The sequence below is a fragment of the Microcoleus sp. CAWBG58 genome, assembly GCF_020883045.1.
Classification (GTDB): Bacteria; Cyanobacteriota; Cyanobacteriia; order Cyanobacteriales; family Microcoleaceae; genus Microcoleus.
In genome coordinates, this window is the sequence record NZ_JAHRFA010000016.1 from 39130 (window position 1) to 58689 (window position 19560).

11 protein-coding genes are annotated in these 19560 nt (G+C 45.2%); 7 read left to right on the forward strand and 4 right to left on the reverse strand.

The annotated features are described in order from the left end of the window. The first annotated feature begins 181 nt into the window (after positions 1-181). A complete protein-coding gene (locus QZ918_RS09635) occupies positions 182-1225 on the forward strand; it encodes a cysteine hydrolase family protein (RefSeq protein WP_293333995.1) in 1044 nt (347 codons plus the stop codon). Between the two features lie 40 nt (positions 1226-1265). Here the strand turns inward: QZ918_RS09635 and QZ918_RS09640 are convergent, their stop codons facing one another. The 3 genes from QZ918_RS09640 to QZ918_RS09650 all read right to left on the reverse strand — a co-directional run bounded on the left by QZ918_RS09640 (position 1266) and on the right by QZ918_RS09650 (position 9743). Then, the gene (locus tag QZ918_RS09640; protein ID WP_293333997.1) at positions 1266-6926 is read right to left on the reverse strand and encodes a tetratricopeptide repeat protein; all 5661 of its coding nucleotides are present in this window, start codon (positions 6924-6926) and stop codon (positions 1266-1268) included. Between the two features lie 118 nt (positions 6927-7044). After that, positions 7045-8340, reverse strand: coding sequence for a P-loop NTPase fold protein (locus tag QZ918_RS09645; RefSeq protein ID WP_293333999.1), 1296 nt, complete (start codon positions 8338-8340; stop codon positions 7045-7047). 377 nt (positions 8341-8717) lie between these two features. Next, positions 8718-9743 carry a cysteine peptidase family C39 domain-containing protein gene (locus tag QZ918_RS09650; protein ID WP_293334001.1) on the reverse strand — a complete coding sequence of 342 codons (1026 nt, stop codon included), beginning with the start codon at positions 9741-9743 and terminating at the stop codon, positions 8718-8720. Positions 9744-10444: 701 nt separating this feature from the next. On the opposite strand from QZ918_RS09650, the gene QZ918_RS09655 reads away from it, so the two are divergent. The 5 genes from QZ918_RS09655 (at position 10445) to QZ918_RS09675 (ending at position 18169) form a co-directional block, all read left to right on the forward strand. After that, on the forward strand, positions 10445-13213 hold the full coding sequence (locus tag QZ918_RS09655) for a cation-translocating P-type ATPase (protein WP_293334003.1): 2769 nt from the start codon (positions 10445-10447) through the stop codon (positions 13211-13213). 754 nt (positions 13214-13967) lie between these two features. Then, positions 13968-14375: a response regulator gene (locus QZ918_RS09660; RefSeq protein ID WP_293334006.1), complete on the forward strand. Its 408-nt coding sequence runs from the start codon at positions 13968-13970 to the stop codon at positions 14373-14375. 96 nt (positions 14376-14471) lie between these two features. Beyond that, on the forward strand, positions 14472-14675 hold the full coding sequence (locus QZ918_RS09665) for a response regulator (RefSeq protein WP_293334009.1): 204 nt from the start codon (positions 14472-14474) through the stop codon (positions 14673-14675). Continuing rightward, a complete protein-coding gene (locus tag QZ918_RS09670; protein ID WP_293146255.1) occupies positions 14672-16015 on the forward strand; it encodes an adenylate/guanylate cyclase domain-containing protein in 1344 nt (447 codons plus the stop codon). Before QZ918_RS09665 ends, QZ918_RS09670 begins: the two co-directional genes overlap by 4 nt. Before the next feature lie 756 nt (positions 16016-16771). After that, positions 16772-18169: a CmpA/NrtA family ABC transporter substrate-binding protein gene (locus QZ918_RS09675; protein WP_293334011.1), complete on the forward strand. Its 1398-nt coding sequence runs from the start codon at positions 16772-16774 to the stop codon at positions 18167-18169. Here QZ918_RS09675 and QZ918_RS09680 read toward each other — a convergent pair. Next, positions 18156-18338, reverse strand: coding sequence for a hypothetical protein (locus QZ918_RS09680; RefSeq protein WP_293334013.1), 183 nt, complete (start codon positions 18336-18338; stop codon positions 18156-18158). The two genes, QZ918_RS09675 and QZ918_RS09680, sit on opposite strands and share 14 nt — an antisense overlap. Between QZ918_RS09680 and ntrB the strand changes: the two genes are divergently transcribed. Beyond that, positions 18337-19182 carry a nitrate ABC transporter permease gene (ntrB, locus tag QZ918_RS09685; protein ID WP_293334015.1) on the forward strand — a complete coding sequence of 282 codons (846 nt, stop codon included), beginning with the start codon at positions 18337-18339 and terminating at the stop codon, positions 19180-19182. The genes QZ918_RS09680 and ntrB overlap by 2 nt on opposite strands. Positions 19183-19560 lie beyond the last annotated feature (378 nt).

Below are 19560 nucleotides of genomic sequence, written 5' to 3' on the forward strand. Positions count from 1 at the left end.
TTATTAGTTATAATCCCATATTCACCGAGGTCATGCTATAGCCCATACGGATATATTTGCCAACATCAGATGCACCCGAGAAACTAAAATCAGACTATTCATTACTCTAATCCTCGGACTTTTAGATAGAGGCAACTGTCAACTGTCAACTGTCAACTGTCAACTGTTCAACATATCAACCATGAGCGCAAAAATACAACTTCCAATTCCAAAATATTTCGACGCCCATAAAATCAGTGAAATCTGGCGAGTTCCCTATCAAGAAAGAGCGGCTGAAGCTAAGAATTGGGCTTTGAAACATAGTATTCAGCCAGCAGCTAGCGACGAAAAGCAAATTTGTTTGCTAATAATTGATGCCCAAAATACATTTTGTATTCCCGAATTTGAACTGTTTGTCGGCGGGCGTTCCGGTAGCGGTGCTGTCGATGATAACTTGCGCCTGTGCGAATTCATCTATCGGAACTTAAACGCAATTACTACGATTGCGCCGACAATGGACACGCACACGGCTATGCAAATTTTCCATCCCATATTTTGGATAAACGCAGCAGGCGAACACCCTATTCCCGCCGCCACATTAATTACTCTGGAAGATGTGCTGCAAGGAATTTGGAAAGTCAACCCAGCCGTCGCTGACAGCATCGCGGGTGGAAACTTTGACGCATTGGAAAAACACGCCTTCCACTACGTCAAAAAACTCAGCGACGATGGGAAATATCCCCTGACAATTTGGCCGTATCACTCGATGCTGGGCGGCATCGGACACGCCTTAGTTTCCGCTGTGGAAGAAGCTATATTTTTTCATACGATCGCCCGCGAAAGCCAAGCACTTTTTGAAATCAAAGGTGGTAATCCGCTTACAGAAAATTATTCGGTTTTGCGCCCGGAAGTTTTGGCAGGATTCGACGGCAATCCGATTGCCGAAAAAAATGCTAAGTTTATGGATAAACTGCTAGAATTTGATGCGGTAATTATTGCCGGACAAGCTAAAAGTCACTGCGTTGCTTGGACGATTGATGATTTGTTGACTGAAATTTTGGCGCTGGATTCGCAGTTAGCCAAGAAGGTTTATTTGTTGGAAGATTGTACTTCGCCGGTTGTGGTTCCGGGTGTTGTAGATTTTACTGAACAAGCAGATGCAGCTTTTTTAAGATTCGCGCAGGCGGGGATGAATGTGGTTAAATCTACTCAGTCAATTGATAGTTGGCCCGGTATTTGTTTGTGAGATATTTGATGAATGCTATAAAAAGAGCGCCCAAGCGCAACTACGTACCAATGAATCCTATTTCCTCATAAATGGCTTGGCTTTGGGTGAGGAATTGCAGCCCGGTTTCCGTGGCATTGGGATTAGTTTTGTCTGGGTGTTGATAGATTTCACCGAGGAGTTTGAGGGCTTCGGCTTGAAGTTTACGGCGGTTGTAAGTTTGGAAGCTGTCGAGGGATTGTTGGGTGAGGGTAATCGCCAGATCGAGATTTTGTAGGGCTGGAGTTTCGAGGTAGGCGCGGGCGATTTTGAGGCTTTCTTCGGCTTGGTTGAGGGTTTCGCCGAGGGTGGTCAAGATGTTGAAGCCAATAGGATAGCTGGTGTTAAATTGGACGATGAGATTGGGTTGGGTTGGGTCGTTGGGAAGGAGGTGGCGGAGTTGTTCGGCGTAGATGAGGCTGAGGCTGATGTGGTCGTAGGCGAGGTTTGCTTGGTAGTCGCCTTTGGTGTTGATTTGGATGGCTTGTTGGAGGTTTTGTTCGGCTTGAGTTAGTTGGGCGAGAACTGTGGTCTGAACGGTTATCTGACGAGTATGTTTGCATTGACTATTGGCAATGTTTCTAAGCTGACGTGCCAGCTTTTGTTGGTGGTCTAGCTGCTGATAAAGGTCGCGGCTTTGCTGGTGGTATTGAGTGGCTGTATCGTAATTTTCCCATCTGTAATAAATTTTGCCAAACTGCCAGTAGGCATCGGCAATATTGAGTTGGCCATCCAGTTGTTGGCGAATCGCTAAATCCTGCTGTTCTGCTTCCAAAGCTTGCTGATACTTGCCCCAATCTCGATAACAATCGGATATCCAGTACCACAAGTTGGCAACATCAGATTCCTTGCCCAACTGCTGATAGAGGTCTCGGCTTTGTTCGTGATGGGCGATCGCTTCTGCATACTTGTTCCACTCTTGATAGATTCGTCCCAATCCAAAATAAGCACTGGCAATTCCAGACTGGTCATCTAGCCGTTGACGAATTACTAACTCCTGTTGTTGTGCTTCCAAAGCTGGCTCATACTTGCCCCAGTCTCGGTAACAAGCAGATATCCAGTTCCACAATCCAGCAACATCAGATTCTTTGCCCAACTGCTGAAAGAGATCTCGGCTTTGTTCGTGATGAGCGATCGCCTCTGCATATTTGTTCCAGGCTTGATAGATTTGTCCCAATCGAAAATAGGCATCGGCAATACTGAGTTGGTCATCCAGTCGTTGACAAATCGCTAAAGTCTCTTGTTGTGCTTCCAAAGCTTGCTGATACTTGCCCCAATCTCGATAACAATCGGATATCCAGTACCACTGGTTGGCAACATTAGTTTCCTTGCCCAACTGCTGATAGAGGTCTCGGCTTTGTTCGTGATGGGCGAGTGCCTCTGCATACTTGCTCCAAGCTTTATAGATTAGTCCAAACTCATAATAGGCTAGTGCAATCCTAGACGGCTCATCCAGCCGTTGACGAATCGCTAAAGTCTCTTGTTGTGCTTCCAAAGCTTGCTGATACTTGCCCCAATCTCGATAACAATCGGATATCCAGTTCCACAGGTTCGCAACATCAGATTCCTTGCCCAACTGCTGATAGAGGTCTCGGCTTTGTTCGTGATGGGCGAGTGCCTCTGCATACTTGTTCCAAGCTTGATAGATTCGTCCCAATTGCCAGTAGGCACTGGCAATTCCAGACTGCTCGTCGAGCCGTTGACGAATCACTAACTCCTGCTGTTCTGCCTCCAAAGCTTGCTGATACTTGCCCCAATCTCGATAACAATCGGATATCCAGTTCCACTGGTTGGCAACATTAGTTTCCTTGCCCAACTGCTGATAGAGGTCTCGACTTTGTTCGTAATTGGCGAGTGCCTCTGCATACTTGTTCCAAGCTTGATAGATTCGTCCCAATTGCCAGTAGGCACTGGCAATTCCAGACTGCTCGTCGAGCCGTTGACGAATCACTAACTCCTGCTGTTCTGCCTCCAAAGCTTGCTGATACTTGCCCCAATCTCGATAAGAATCGGATATCCAGTACCATAGGTCAGCAACATCAGATTCCTTGCCCAACTGCTGATAGAGGTCTCGGCTTTGTTCGTATTGGGCGATCGCCTCTTCATACTTGTTCCACTCTTGATAGATTCGTCCCAATCGAAAATAGGCACTGGCAATATTTGGCTGATTCTCCAGCCGTTTATAAATCACTAAACTCTGCTGTTGTACTGCCAAAGCTTGCTCATACTTGCCCCAATCTCGATAACAAACGGATATCCATAACCACTGGCCAGCAACATCAGATTCCTTGCCTAACTGCTGATAGAGGTCTCGGCTTTCTTCATGATGGGCGATCGCCTCTGCATATTTGTTCCAAGCTTTATAGATTCGTCCAAACTGATAATAGGCACTGGCAATTCCAGACTTATCCTCCAGTCGTTGACAAATTGCTAAATTCTGCTGTTGTGCTTCCAAAGCTTGCTGATACTTGCCCCAATCTCGATAACAATCCGATATCCAGTCCCACTGGTTGGCAACATCAGATTCTTTGCCCAACTGCTGATAGAGGTCTCGGCTTTGTTCGTGATGGGCGATCGCCTCTGCATACTTGCCCCACTCTTGATAACTGTTACCAATGTTCCAGAGAAGATTGCATTCAGCTTTGAAATTTTTCGATTGCCGTGCAATGGCGATCGCCTGCTGAAAGCATTCTAAGGATTTTTCGTATTGACTGTGAGATCTGTGACAGACACCCCGATACCTCCACAAAATTAACGATTCAGTAGCATCCGCATCAAAATTCAACTTATCCGAACATTGCTGATAGTATTGCAATCCCTGCTCGTAATTATCTTTTTTCTCATAGGCAATAGCGATCGCCCACTGCACAAAACCATCTAAATAGCAATCATCTCGATCTGCTAGCAGTTGCAAATGTTCAATAGCCCGATCGTAATTATCTGCCCTCAAATACGAAAATGCGGTCACAAAGGCTAAAGACTTTCGATACTCAAAACTGAGATTTTCTGACTCTAAACCCCACTTCAGGGGGGTCGTCATCTCTGCACCCAACTCCGCCACCAACCCCCGCAAATCGTTAAACAACGATGGCGTTAACCGCTGTACAAACTCCCCTACGCGCTGCGCCAACAACTCTCCAGCATTACCGCAAGCCACATACAGCATCCCCACCAGCGCCCGGTTCCGCTGCTCCTCCGACAACTGTCGATTATCCGCAGCTAGCTGCAACCGATCGCAAACTTGATGATTAAATGCCTCTATTCCTCGCAACCGCTTTAACAGTTGCTGAACCGGCTCCTGAGCAAAATCCTCATCCAATCCTAAATAAGTTGATACCAAAAGATCGATCGGCCTTGTAGAGAATGCTGAAGTAACCCGAACTTCCGCCAATATCTGACCCACAAATAGCAAATCTTGCCACATTCCCTCCGACTCCCGCACATCTCCTTCTGCTACTGAGTGCCAAACCAAAACTAGAACATCCGCCACCTTTTTGAGTTGAATTTCCTGGCCGATAATGTTTGGCTGATAGTCCGACAAATGACTAAATAGCTTTTTGAGAAGACGATTAAGTCGGTTTTGATCGTTACTTATATATCCCAATGCCAACAAAATCGGTTCATTCCACCTGGCCTGATTGCGATAAGGACTAATAATATTCAAAATATCATCAATCTCATTGTCCGCAATCCGTCGAGCCGCAAAGTATTCCTCAAACGTCAGGTGCATAAACCCATACATTTCCGGAGCCCGCTCAACAAACAGCCCGGTTGTCTCCCGCACCTTCCGCAAAAACTGCCGCACCAACTCCAACGCGATCGGCTCATCCACGCCCTTTAACTCTGCCATATGTGGCGTCAACCATGTTTCAACTTCTGCCTGAGCAACCACACCAGAAGGCTTTTCCTCGTGCATCCGCAACGCCAGCGGAGCCAGCAAAGCTGTCACATCTTCTTCAACCAAAATCAGTTGTCGGTGTCGCGCTTGATAGGGAACATTGCGGCCTATTTGCCAATCTTCAATTAGAGTTTTGACAGCCAATTGGTAAAGTTCAACCCGTCGTTGTGGCAGTCGAGTTCCATTCCGGTGAATCAGCGCCAAAATTGTTAATAGCAAAGGATTAGCCGCAAACCGCCTGACTCCTTGATTGCTCGAAATCTCCTGAACAATCTCTTGGGCTTCTCGATCTGCATCTCGCTGCTGCGAGCTAGAGTCAACGTCTGGACGTTGCGCCATTTCAACTGCCAAGCACCAGCGTTTGAGGAATTCATCAATTTGCTCATCGCCCATCGGGGTAATTGTAAATTCCTGAAACCGACTCCCCAAAGCCGCCTGTTTGTACCCGGCAATCCGACTGGTAACAACAAATTTATTATTGCGATAGTCATCGACTAATCGATTGATTTGCCGAACTACTTGCGATCGATTATCTTGGTCAAAAACCTCATCCAAGCCATCGAGCAAAACCAAACAATCACCCATTGCGAGACGGTTGAGCAACAGATTTGCCACCGAGTCTCCATCGGAGGAATCAAAGCGATGTTCCCATTGTCGATAAAACTGCTGGAGATAATCTACGAGGCTCAAATCAGGATTATCTGTCAGGCGTTCAGCATAATCAGCAATCCGAAACAAAATCGGCAGTCGCGTCTCTCCTAGTTCCTCTTCTTTGCCTCCTTGAACAACCGATTTGCGATCGCGCTGAGCCAAGGAAAAATGTCTGGCTAAATACCGCAGCAAAGTTGTTTTTCCTGCTCCTGGATCGCCCAAAATCAGGCAATAGGTATGCTTGCGAACCGCTTCTGCTAGATCCAAGATTTTAGTCACGCGCTGCTGCCGAGTATCAGATTCTACGTGGAACTCTAATGTACTTTCGAGTCTCGATTCATCGATAAATCTGGGTTGCGGTGTTCTGGCTTGATGCAGCCCATCTTCCCATTCATTTGCACCGAGCGCAACTCCCAGACTAAGCTGGCTGAGGTACATCGGCGCTTCTGCTGAAAATATGCGCTCTTTAAAAGACTGACTTCGCCTCTCTTCCCAGGAACCCTGAAGCGACACATAAATGCGATCGAGAGAAATATCAACCTGTCGATTTACCTGCATCACGCCACTAACTCTCAGTCGTGAATTCTCGGAAATCAACCATTCTAAATAAGGATACAACAACGGATCGAGCTGAGGGCGTGTTTTGAAAATAGCTATTTTGCCTCGCCAATCCCAAAAATCAGCCGCCTGTCGCCGAAACTCCTCTAAAAAAGTTTCGCGATTCAGCCAAAAAACCAACACTAAATTATGTTGAAATATCAATTCCCGTCCTAAATTAAGCTGCTCCATTTCCTGGCGCAACAAATCCAGCCGTAACTGCTCTAAACCAAATGCCATCACAATTCGACGTGCTTGTCCAATCTGGGTTGATGCTGCTGGCAATTGATGCAAAAAGTTAAATAATGATTCTTCGCTATAATGAAACGTCAAAAACTCGAAGTTATTATCTTCTAAGTCATTAATTTCTGCTATAAACGATTCAACGACGGGATGATTTGGAGCACTATCAGGGGTAATCGCAAACAGAGAGAGACTTCCCTCGCTCAATGCCACGGCATAGACTAACTTAGCCAATTCCTCCTGCTCAACAGAATCCAGAGACTGTAAACTCATACCTTCAGGATTCATCATCATAAGACCTCTTGCATAAATCCGACTTTGATACAAAAACCGCAGATGTCAAGCAGATGCAACCGACGATACAACACAATGCAGATAATTTTAAGATAATTGGAGAATGAGTCCAATAAATCTATAGATTTCCAGGATTAATCGATCGCCAGCGTTCGAGATCTGGTGACAAAATTGGATTAACATCAAACCATCGTCCGTATTCGGAATCTTGATATCCCAAGACTAGCTTATTATGTAAAAGTTCATCGCAGATTACAATCTTTCCGTGCTTGGGAGAATCAAACGCATTCGTAGTCAATTGCCCTGTTTTACGCACCGCGTGTAGCTCAGGAAACTGATAATCTTCAACCGTGTAGCTTTGACGATCTTCTCGTACAGCATCCTTAGCCACGCTCAAACTAATCTCGCTACTTTTCTTGCGTAAAGCAACCTCTCCAGATGTCCGGGCAAGCCGCACTAAATCTCGCATAACGCCTCCACTTTTTTCGCAGAGCAAATCCAGTGCATCAGGATGAAACAGGTTGCTATAGCTGGTGTTGAGCTTGCCGATGCGCTTTTGAAGCACCGTTGCCAGAATATGTCGTCCTACGCTATCGGCCTCATTAGTCGATCGTGCATTTTGATCGCATTTAAAAACTGGGATATTAGCCAAATCAAGACATTTATCGAAGCTCTGCATCGGCTGACGAAAAGCTGAGGAATAACGCAGAGAGATAGGAATAGCATAAACAATATGACAGTTGAGGTCGGTCATCAAAGAACTAGAAAACATTTCGAGTGCAATCCCAAAATCCTTCCGATCTAAGCCATCAACAATCACTAGCAGCTTCGGCTTTTCCCGTTCTGCGATCGCAATAATTTCGTTAACCTTACGCACAATTTCGCTTAATGCTGGGCGAACTTCACGAGTTGTCGTAGTTTCTCGCTGAAACCCAACTCTCAGCAACATCCCCAACTCTTGAAAAAGTTTGGGAAGTTCTAGATTTCCTCCTCCTGTTAACTTATCCTGATAGGTAACGCGCGCTAGACTTGCCAATAATTCTTTTTCTAGTTTGTCAGGAAGCTTCCAACCCAGCTTCTGCAATTGCTCAACAATTTGCAGCCCAATTAGAACTACGACTTCTGCATAACCAATATTGTACTTATCGAGAGCAGTATCTGTATCAACCCAAACCACTGTGTAATCTGAAACACATTTTTGTTCCAGCCGCCGTAATTCCGTAGTTTTACCACCACCCCGGTGTCCCGCCAGCAGAAACTTGGCAGAAGTGTCATCCATCGCCAACAAGTTCATCAGGCGATCGACTGGGCTGTCATCTCGACGAACATAGAGATCTTGCAGTTCTTGGTTCCTTAATGGTTCATCCGGCTTAAACAATTGATAAACCGGAGTCCAAAATTTAAGGTTGCTCATAAGATTAGGGGTTGTATTGCAATGCGTGTAACAATATAATATTTTTCGTACTTTACATGATATTGATTGAGTTGTAAAGCACTTTTTAGTGTACTATAATCATAGTAATTAGTCTCCTGTTCTGGGTAAAAAGTAAGACAAGGCAGACTTGTTCCGTTTTCCATTCGGGTGCATCTGGGTTTTGCATTTGTAATGCGAGCCCTTGAAGAGCATAGCAAAGCTTTAGAAACGACGCTCTTGGCGGACAGCACTTAAAAAAATGCTTTTTGCGAAAACGAGATGCTTGCGTTCCATTTTCACTCTGCGAAAAAACTCTCTCTTGCTCTTTTCTCTCGTCCTCTGCGTTGTCTGCGGTTCATTAATTCTGATAATAATGACTATTTACCATCCAATCTGGGGACTCCTTCCAAGAAAGGGCCGCTCAACATTAACTCGGTCATTCGGTCTAGCTTGCCGCTGACTTTCAAGTTTTTATCTTTTTGAAAGCGCTCGATATCTGCTGTTAAATTGCCAGAATTATATCCTAAATTAGTCAAATAATCAACAGCTTGCTTGTCACTTAACAAAATATCAGTTGCGCGAAAAATCGGCACGTATTCATTATTCAGCCAAAATCGAGCTAAAGTTGGCCTGTCTAAAGAAAAAATCTTCCCGAACGCCGGATCGCCAATAATAGCTACAGTGTCATTTATCGCCAGCAAAGCCACCGCGTGCGGCCGTTTGATAGCCCCAGTAGCCAGCGAAACTGACAGCACTCCGGGGCGATTGATTTGCTGTATTTGTTCCCAAGTCGGCCTCAATTCTATGGCGTTAATTCCCAAGGCTCTTGCTGCTACAATTAACTGCGGCATCGAAGTTCCCAAACGACTTGTGCCGGCTAAACGTGCTACGCTTGATTCTGTCGCATCCATTCCCCACTTTCTCAAGACTGTGGCTAAAGCCGCAGGGGCGCAACTACTGTTAGATGTTTGCCGAAATACACCATTCGGCCGCAAATTATCGACTAAATCAGCATAAATTGGTGCCATGAAATAAGCTTCAGCACTGGTAAATCCCCCCAATCCCAACAAGCCAATTAAAATTACTGCGATTACTTGCGATCGCGCCGTCAGCCAACTTACAGTAAACCCAATACCGCAGACTCCCATCAGCATCACCCGCAGCAGAGTCCAAGTTACTCGCATCCCGTGGAATCGCCACTCGATCGGCAAAACAGGCATTTGAGGCAGATTTAACGCCAGCAGCAGCAAGCCAATATAAAAACCCAAAAACAGCAGGGCGATCGAGTTTCGGCCCTTAAACAGATCGTTAGCCGTCACTCCCGATCGCACTAACGCCTTTCCTGTGTGCATTCCCCAGACAAACAGCGCCGAACCCACCAGCAGCGTTACCACTATTTCCATGAGATCACAATTTTGTTGCTTAACCTAGGTTGTAACACGCGCGCACTCGCGATCGCCCGTGGGCGAATCCGACAGTCGGAAAATCTCACAGCACGAAACTACAAAATAAACAAGACAAGGAAGACATATAGCCTTTCTCAAAAAGATGAGGTACTCATGGGGATAGGGGATAGGCCAAACCGGGCATAGGGCATAGGGCATACCTCACTTTTCTGAGAAGCGCTATGTACCAGTAGATAGTTGACAATTGACCTGAGACAGTTAAAGAGTACGGAAATCAAACCGTTTATGCTAAAGAGATAGGGACTCTATACAACCTAAAACTTGCCATCTGTCAAGAAGTTGAGTAGCTTTTTTTACTTGTTCGGAAAACTCCCAAAAAAGATTGAGCACCGAAAAGACTTTCCCAAACCAATTCACAAAGACAAACACATCTGTTGTAGGATAGATGGAAGTTATAGCCTTTCTCAAAAAGGTGAGGTATGACTGACAGCTTACATAACCAGTTCAACTAAGAGGGCTGAAGCCCAACAACATACCTCATCTTTCGCTAGATCCGCTATACAACGCTTTCAAACAATTAATCAACTCTCTTGTCGCTCAATATATTCACGCTCCTTAGAGCGAGGAGTTGTATTGAGCGTGCTGATTCAAGATCGATAAAAGAAAGCTCGCCAAACAACAAAAATCCAGGAAAAATTATGCCAGCAAAAGCCGCCAACGATGTAGACGTAGCAGAGAAATATTGGCACTACTTAGAAAGATCCAAAGTTGCAACTCAATTAGAAACTAATCTGGAAAACGGTATCGATCCAGCAGAAGCAGCCAGCCGCCAACAAAAATTTGGGCCTAACGAACTAACAGTCAAAGCAGGGAAACCAGCATGGCTAAAATTTATCCTGCAATTCAACCAACCTTTGCTGATTATATTGCTGAGTGCAGGTTTAATCAAAGCACTAATCGGAGAATGGCTCAACGCCAGCGTCATTTGGGGCGTCACCACCACCAACGCTACTATTAGTTTCATCCAAGAAGCCGGGGCTGAGAAAAAAATCGAAGCCCTAGCCCAAGCAGTCACCACAGAAGCTACAGTAATTCGAGGCGGCAAAAAATTAAGAGTTCCCTCAAAAGAACTCGTTGTGGGCGACTTAGTAACCCTGACTTCCGGTGACAAAGTACCCGCAGACTTGCGCTTAGTTAAAGTGCGCGACTTGCAAATAGATGAATCTGGACTTACGGGCGAATCCGTTGCTGTCGAAAAACAACTCGGACAGTCTGGAGATCTAGTTTTGCCACAAGAAACGCCGCTCGCAGAACGCGATAACATGGCCTATGCTGGCAGTTTTGTTACCTTCGGCCAAGGTAGCGGTATTGTAATTGCGATCGCCAACAACACCGAAACCGGCAAAATCTCCCAATTACTCGATCGCCACATCGATCTCACCACACCCCTCACCCGCAAATTTAACCAATTCAGTCAAAACTGGCTGCTATTCGTCCTCGCAATGGCAACCTTAACCTTCGCCGTGCGCTTGGGAAAACCCGTACCAGCCGGAGTTTCAGCCTTTAAAGAAGCCGTCGAACCAGCAGTCGCCCTCATCGTCGGCGCCATCCCCGAAGGACTTCCCGCCGTCATCACCGTCACCCTCGCCGTCGGCGTTTCCCGAATGGCCGCCAAACACGCGATCGTCCGCAAACTCCCCGCAGTAGAAACCCTAGGTGGCGCCACAGTCATCTGTTCCGACAAAACCGGAACTTTGACAGAAAATCAGATGACAGTGCAAGAAATCTATTCTGGTGGCAAATCCTACTCCGTTACAGGTACAGGTTACAGTCCAGAAGGCGACATTGAACTCAACCAACTGCCAATTAGTGTCACTCAATCTCCAGCTTTGCAAGAATGTTTGCAAGCCGGAATGATCTGCAACGACTCTCACTTAGAATTCAAAGATAATGATTGGATTGTCGTCGGCGATCCGACAGAAGGAGCTTTAATTGCAGCAGGTAAAAAAGCAGAATTCAGCCAACAAGTCTTGGAAAAATCCATGCCGCGCCTAGATTCAATTCCCTTTGAATCTCAGTTTCAATACATGGCGACACTGCATCGAACTCCGACAAGCGACAAAATTTTGTATGTCAAAGGTTCTGTCGAATCAATTCTCACCCGCTGCGGTTCCAGTCTCGATACTGAAGGAAATCCGACAGAAGTCGATCGCCAGCAAATCCACCAGCAAGTCGATGCAATGGCCGATCGAGGCTTGCGCGTCCTAGCTTTTGCTAAAAAAATCGTTCCCCACGAACAGAGTTCCGTTGCTCACTCAGACGTAGAATCAGGGCTAGTTTTCCTCGGACTCCAAGGCATGATCGACCCACCGCGGGCCTCTGCGATCGCCGCCGTCCAAGCCTGCCAAACCGCCGGCATTCAAGTTAAAATGATTACCGGCGATCACATCGCTACCGCCAGGGCGATCGCCCGCCGCATGGGATTCCGCAAAACCAAACACAATAGAGAACTTGTAGCCTACACCGGCGCCCAACTCGCCGAAATGGACAAAAACACACTCGCCGAAGCCGTAGAAGCAGGCTCAGTTTTTGCGCGCGTCGCCCCAGAACAAAAACTGCGCCTCGTAGAAGCTTTGCAGCAAAAAGGCGAAATAGTCGCCATGACAGGAGACGGCGTTAACGACGCCCCCGCCCTGAAACAAGCGGATATCGGCATCGCCATGGGTAGCGGTACAGAGGTTTCTAAGGAAGCCGCCGACATGATTTTGACCGATGATAACTTTGCGTCGATCGAGTATGCGGTAGAAGAAGGGCGATCGGTCTACAAAAACCTACTTAAATCCATCAGCTTCATTCTCCCAGTCAACGGCGGAGAATCAATGACAATTTTGCTCAGCACTCTACTCGGCCGAGAATTGCCGATTTTGTCGCTACAAATCCTCTGGCTGAATATGCTCAATTCAATCACCATGACTGTGCCGCTCGCTTTCGAACCCAAGTCTCCCGGAGTGATGAAACAGCAGCCGCGCCCAGTCAACGAACCTTTCCTGACAGAAAATCGGATCAAACGCATCTTAGCTATTTCTCTGTACAATTGGACGATAATTTTCGGAATGTTTGAATGGGTGCGTCAAGCCGAGTGGGGAACTTTGCCGCTAGCCCGAACAATGGCGATTCAAGCTTTAGTAATGGGCAGAATTTTTTACCTACTGAGTCTCAGCCAGTTGTTGCCTTCTTTAATGGCTAAATTTAGCGGTTCTCAGGAAAAAGTTAGCGGAGCTCCCGCCCTCGGTGTCGGCATTGTCGCAGCTGTAATCTTGCAGATCATCTTTGCTAACTCTCCGTTTATCAATCGCATCTTCGAGACAGCCCCCATGAACCTAGATCAGTGGCTGATTTGCTTCGGCGTCGCCCTACCAATGATCGGTGTTGCGCTGTCTGTCAACCGCTTCGATCCGCCCAACTAACTAGATTCGGCATTCGCTAAAAGTTCGCAGTAAGGTTCGTAGTGAGGACTTTAGTCCGCAAAAATTAGAATTAAAGTCCTCACAAACGTTCGTAGTGAGGAATGCGAGTCCGCATCCATGACAAAGGTTCGTAGTGAGGAATGCGAGTCCGCATCCATGACGCCTAACTCGCATTCATCACCCTCAAACCAATTATGGTTTACGATCAAAAGTGCGATCGTGTAATATCAATTCCATTAGCATCGCTATTATTCATCTCTCTCTTCACTCCCTCTGCATCCTCTGCGGTAAATTATTCCGATAAAAAAACAATTATTGTTCTATACATACACCGAAGCCAAAGTCAAGATCAGAATCAAGAATTAATACTCAAAATAAATTATAAATATCAACCAAATTAAAAAAATCCTGATATACTGCAAAGCAGTTGTAAAGATAATGAAGTTTCTGCTTCAGGAATCATTTTCTTGTCTCTACTCCATTAGGTATCTCTACATTCAGATCCATCAGGTCTGACAAATTCAGCAACTAATATCATGTCCAGTCGATTCGTGCTGGTTGAAATCGTGCATCATTTTCAACAATCTGTAGGGGCAGATTCATCAATATCCCAAAGCCCGCAAACAGGTTAAACAAACCCGCCTCTAACCACAAAAAAGTCCCGAACTATATTAGTCTACAATTTAAAATTCAACAAATCAAGCATATATTTAAACCGATTAACATCAATTTAAACAATGGTTCAGCAATTGATTTGCGTCGCGGGTTGCTCCGCCAACAGTTACCGCAAAGAATTGGTTTAAAGCCCCAAGCCCGATCGAGAGAAATTAAAATCAGACTATTCATTCCTCCAATTATCTTCCTTCCTTTGTCAAGTGCTATCAACTATCAACTATCAACTATCAACCGTCAACCGTCAACCGTCAACCGTCAACCGTCAACCGTCAACCGATTAACTACCATGTCTAAACCCGTTATTTTGTGTGTTGATGATAAAACTGTAATTTTGGAAAGTTTGAAAGCCCAATTGAGAAAAGCACTAGGCAGTTCCTATGCTTGTGAAATTGCCCAAGATGCTGAAGAAGCACTAAATATTATTGATGAATTAAATATAGCGGTTATCAGAAAGATGAGGTATGTTGTTGGGCTTAAGCCCTCTTAGTCTAAGCGGTTATACCAGATCTCAGACGTACCTCATCTTTTTGAGAAAGGCTATAAACATCATATTAGCATTTTATTGGTTGTCTCTAATTGGCTAATGCCCGGAATGAAAGGCAACGAATTTCTAGTTTCAGTTAATGAGAAAATTACTAAAATTGTCAAAATCTTATTGACAGGACAAGCAGATAAAAAAGCTATCGAGCGGGCTTATGCAGCAGCTAAGGTAGATAAATGTTTGTTTAAACCCTGGTCGCCCAATCAGTCGATCGATATCGTCAAGTCTGGATTAAAAAAACTATGACAAAAGTTGCAAAAAAACCTGTCATTATTTGTGTAGATGATGAAATTATCATTTTGACGAGTTTGAAAGCGGAATTGAGAAAATCATTTGGAGAAGAGTATCGAGTCGAGATCGCTGAAGGGGGAGAGGATGCGTTAGAATTGCTTGGAGAATTACTTGAAGATGGAGATGAAATTCCCTTAATTATTTCCGATTACATTATGCCGGATATGAAGGGAGACGAACTTTTGCGCCGCGTTCACGAACTTTCCCCAAAAACGCTGAAAGTAATGCTGACGGGTCAAGCTACTATTGAAGCGGTTACTAATGCGGTCAAATACGCTAAACTCTATCGATACATCGGTAAACCTTGGCATAATGAAGATTTAAGACTAACGGTAGCAGAAGCTGTTCACAGTTACATTCAAGATAAGAAACTGGCAGAAAAAAATGCTAAACTTCTAGAAATGAATCAAGAGTTAGAAGCGCTGACTCGCCAGCAAGCTAAACTAATTGCCGAACTTCAAGAAAAAGAAAGTTATTTGCAAGCACTCAATGAATCTTTTTTACGGTTTGTACCCCGTCAGTTCCTTCAGTTATTGGAAAAAAAGAGTTTTCTTGATATTCAATTAGGCGAACATATTCAGCAAGAAATTTCGGTGTTGTTTTCTGATATTCGAGATTTTACAAGTCTATCAGAAAGGATGACGCCGGATGATAATTTTAAGTTTATTAATGGTTATCTCTCTCGGATGGAACCAGCAATTATTGAAAATCATGGGTTTATTGATAAATATATTGGTGATGCAATTATGGCTTTATTTAGTGGAGATGCAGATGGGGCAGTTAGGGGTGGAATTTCGATGCTACAAAGACTAGCTGACTATAATATCACGCGCACGAGACCGGAACGTCCGCCAATTAAAATTGGGATTGGTATTAATACTGGGACATTAATACTAGGAACGGTGGGTGGTGCATCTCGGATGGATGGTACTGCGATCGGGGATGCGGTGAATTTAGCATCTCGTTTGGAGGGATTAACCAAACAGTACGGTGTGCCTTTGTTGATTAGCAATCGCACATTTATGGTATTGAAAAATCCGGGAAAATATCACATTCGTTTGATCGATCGCGTTCGAGTCAAGGGGAAGTCCGAACAGGTAGCTGTGTATGAGGTTTTCGATGCCGATGTGCCCGAATTGCGAGAGGGGAAGTTAGCCATGAAAAGCACTTTTGAACAGGCGATCGTTTTCTATCATTCCTCGGATAAAGAGACTGCCTTTCAACTGTTTGAGAAATGTTTGCAAGCTAATCCTGGAGATATGGTTGCGAGGATGTATCTGCAACGCTGTCGGTAATGTGGATTCAAGGGGCTGTGCCAAGAGGGCCCGCCTGGGTTGTTGGTGGCGACAAACCAGACTCGACTACTACTGCTGTTGGGTCGCTTTGTACAGGTTTTGACGATCGCCCTTAGGGATTGAATTCCCGATCGCCATTTCCATCCCTAAGGGCGATCGACTGTTTTTGATGATAAATTTTCCCTACAACATTATTGTACGATAATTCTGTATCGCAGAATACTTCTTTTCGGTTTTGCCAAAAATTAGAGATTTATTAAGCAATATTAATGACTGGCGGCAGCCTAATTTCCGGCTTATTGACAATGAGGTGGCATCCCCCCCAGAGGGCCTTACGCTAAAACCCTTATAAACAAGAGACTTTTATATGAACACTTCCCGAATTCAAACCCGACCTGCAAAAAACAGCTACTTATTGAGAACAACCGCCTAAAACATTTACTTATAATTTAAATTTAATATTTGTTTTATAATCACAACAAGAGTACGGTAAACTGAATAAACAAGCCAATTAAATGTAGAACTCGCTTTTGGCGAGTTAACACAACTTGGCCGATCGCAATATTGAGTTAATCAAAAGAGTCAAATCAGCAGGGATATCATAAAAGCTTATGGTAACAATAAGTTTTTTCATCCTTACTGCCAACCCGCGCTTAAAACAGTTCCCTAAGCCAAATTTAGCGAACAGCAAAAAGTGCTTTGATAAACTTCAGTGATGTCGTTACAGAAGATTATGTATTGGAGCGAGGCTAGGCTATGACCAAATTTTCTGAAAATTTTTCGCGGCGCAAATTTATAGTTACAGCAGGTGCATCTGCCGTCAGTTCCGTACTGCTCAAAGGCTGTTTGGGAAATCCGCCCGAGCCCGGTGGAACTGCTGACGGTGGTGCTGGTAAGGCTGGAGGAGCCCCTGTTGCCACATCAGCAGTTGCGGTGGCAAACGAGAAAAGAGTAGAAGGCATCGAAAGCACGAAGATTACATTGGGATATATCCCGATCGTCGAATCAGCACCATTAATTATTGCCCAAGAAAAAGGCTTCTTTGCCAAATACGGGATGGTAGATGTCAAAGTCGCCAAACAAGCCAACTGGGGTTCCGCCCGAGACAACGTAGAAATCGGCTCAGCAGGCGGCGGCATTGATGGCGGCCAGTGGCAAATGCCCATGCCCTACTTGATTAGCAAAGGCCTGATCACCAAGGAGAAAGCCGGCATCCCGATGTACGTGCTGTTACAGCTAAACACTCAGGGAAATGGAATTGCGATCGCTGCCAAACATGAAGGTAAAGGCCTCGGACTCAAACTAGACAAATCCGCCCAAGACTACATTCTCGGACTCAAGAAAGCAGGTACCCGCTTCAAAGCAGCCTACACCTTTCCCAAAGCCAACCAAGATTTGTGGCTTCGTTACTGGCTAGCAGCCAACGGCATCGATCCCGACGCAGATGTCGAGTTGCTAACAGTACCGGCAGCCCAAACCGTGGCCAACATGAAAACCGGCAGCATGGACGGTTTCAGTACAGGCGACCCCTGGCCTCTGCGAATTGTCAAAGAAAAAATCGGCTTCATGTCAGCCCTGACTGCCGAAATCTGGAAAGGCCACCCAGAGGAATATCTAGCAATTCGCGGCGACTGGGTAGACAAACACCCGAAAGCCACCGAAGCCTTGCTAGCGGGAATAATTGAAGCACAGCAGTGGTGCGACAAGCCCGAAAATCGAGCCGAATTGGTTTCTATTGTTTCTGGAAAAAGCTTCTTTGATGTATCTCCGGCAGTTTTGACCCCTCCCTTTTCAGGCAAATATGTGATGGGCGACGGCAAACCCGACATCAACGACATCAACATGGGCCCGCTGTACTGGAAAGATCCTGTCGGCAACGTTTCTTATCCCTACAAGAGCCACGATTTGTGGTTCATTACCGAAAGCGTTCGCTGGGGTTTCCTGCCAACAAAAACCTTGGCAGACAAAAAGGGACTCATTGATAAAGTCAACCGCTCAGATATTTGGAAGAAAGCAGCTAAATTAGCAGGAGTTGCTGAGGCTGATATTCCCAAAAGTACGTCTCGTGGTAAGGAGAAATTCTTTGATGGCATAGAATTTAATCCGGAGCAGCCAGAAGCTTACCTCAAGAGTTTGGCTATTAAAAAAGTGTGATTAAACAGTTGACAGTTGACAGTTGACAGTTGACAACGAGATTGTGTAATCGTTGACAGTTGACAGCAAGATTGTGTAACCGTTGACAGTTAATAGTGTGATGGGGTTCTAACTTCCCATAATTTAGTCTCGCAAACCAACAGCACCAAATAGAGGAGATTAGCAGCATGGCTGTAAGTACAAATCGGAAAGGCGGAGTAGATGTCCAAGGAGCCTTTGGCGAGTTTTGGAAAAAGAATTCGTCAAATATATTGCCGCCAATTTTAGGACTTTTAGGGTTTCTGTTCATTTGGCAATTCCTGTCGGGTACAGGAATCATCAAGTTACCACCTCCAACTAGCGTTTGGACTGATGAACGGACGCGGATTTTGTTGATGTATCCTTTCATGAACTCCAAAACCTATGGAGTTGGCTTATTTTGGCAGACTCTGGCTAGTTTGGAACGGGTAGCAAAAGGCTACACTCTCGCGGCCACTGTGGGCATTAGCATGGGAGTTGTGGTAGGTACAAATCCCTTCCTGAACAAGGCTTTAGACCCGATTTTCCAGTTTTTGCGGATGGTGGCGCCTCTGGCTTGGGTACCCATTGCCCTGGCTGCATTGCAACAAAACGAACCTGCTGCTTTGTTCGTGATTTTCATTACCTCTGTTTGGCCGATTTTGATCAACACCGCTGAAGGTGTCCGCCAAATTCCAGACGATTATAATAACGTAGCCAAAGTGCTGCAACTTTCTCGGAAGGAATATTACATCAATATCTTGTTTCCGTCGGCGCTTCCTTATATCTTCACAGGATTGAGAATTGCGATCGGTTTGGCTTGGCTGGCAATTATTGCTGCGGAAATCGTGATGTCTGGGATTACAGGTATTGGCTTCTTTATTTGGAATGCTTACCAGCAAAACTACATCAGTGAAATTCTATTAGCGGTGTTCTACATTGGGGCTGTTGGTTTGATGCTCGATCGCCTGATGGCATGGTTGCAGCAAAAAATTGCTCCCTCTCAGGGCAAGTAAAAACAGTTGACAGTTGACAGTTGACAGTTGACAGTTGGGATCGTCTCAGTTTGTTTGCATTTTATAGTGCTGTCCTCGAAGAGCGAGGTGTATATCGCGAGTGGGGACAGCACTCAAAGAAAAAATATTTTTTGCAAAAATTGAGACGATCCTTGACAGTTAATAGTTCAGAACAATCGATCGCTGACAACAGTTGAGAGTGGATAAGAGTTAACTGGTTCCCAGGCTGTGCGTGGGAACCAGTTAAACGAGTAGCAGAGCTTCAGTCCTCAGCTTTTTAAGAGAAGAGGACTGAAGTCCTCAGTACGAACCAATATTATTATTGCAGTTGGGCGATCGGCATAATATAAAAGCTAACGGTCAACAGTCAACAATAAT

What these genes read in the sequence shown, in the direction of transcription:
- QZ918_RS09650 (WP_293334001.1), bottom strand. Translation starts at nt 9,743, where the DNA reads ATGGAAATAGTGGTAACGCTGCTGGTGGGTTCGGCGCTGTTTGTCTGG.
- QZ918_RS09670 (WP_293146255.1), top strand. Translation starts at nt 14,672, where the DNA reads ATGACAAAAGTTGCAAAAAAACCTGTCATTATTTGTGTAGATGATGAA.
- QZ918_RS09675 (WP_293334011.1), top strand. Translation starts at nt 16,772, where the DNA reads ATGACCAAATTTTCTGAAAATTTTTCGCGGCGCAAATTTATAGTTACA.
- ntrB (WP_293334015.1), top strand. Translation starts at nt 18,337, where the DNA reads ATGGCTGTAAGTACAAATCGGAAAGGCGGAGTAGATGTCCAAGGAGCC.
- QZ918_RS09680 (WP_293334013.1), bottom strand. Translation starts at nt 18,338, where the DNA reads ATGCTGCTAATCTCCTCTATTTGGTGCTGTTGGTTTGCGAGACTAAAT.
- QZ918_RS09640 (WP_293333997.1), bottom strand. Translation starts at nt 6,926, where the DNA reads ATGATGATGAATCCTGAAGGTATGAGTTTACAGTCTCTGGATTCTGTT.
- QZ918_RS09655 (WP_293334003.1), top strand. Translation starts at nt 10,445, where the DNA reads ATGCCAGCAAAAGCCGCCAACGATGTAGACGTAGCAGAGAAATATTGG.
- QZ918_RS09645 (WP_293333999.1), bottom strand. Translation starts at nt 8,340, where the DNA reads ATGAGCAACCTTAAATTTTGGACTCCGGTTTATCAATTGTTTAAGCCG.
- QZ918_RS09635 (WP_293333995.1), top strand. Translation starts at nt 182, where the DNA reads ATGAGCGCAAAAATACAACTTCCAATTCCAAAATATTTCGACGCCCAT.
- QZ918_RS09665 (WP_293334009.1), top strand. Translation starts at nt 14,472, where the DNA reads ATGCCCGGAATGAAAGGCAACGAATTTCTAGTTTCAGTTAATGAGAAA.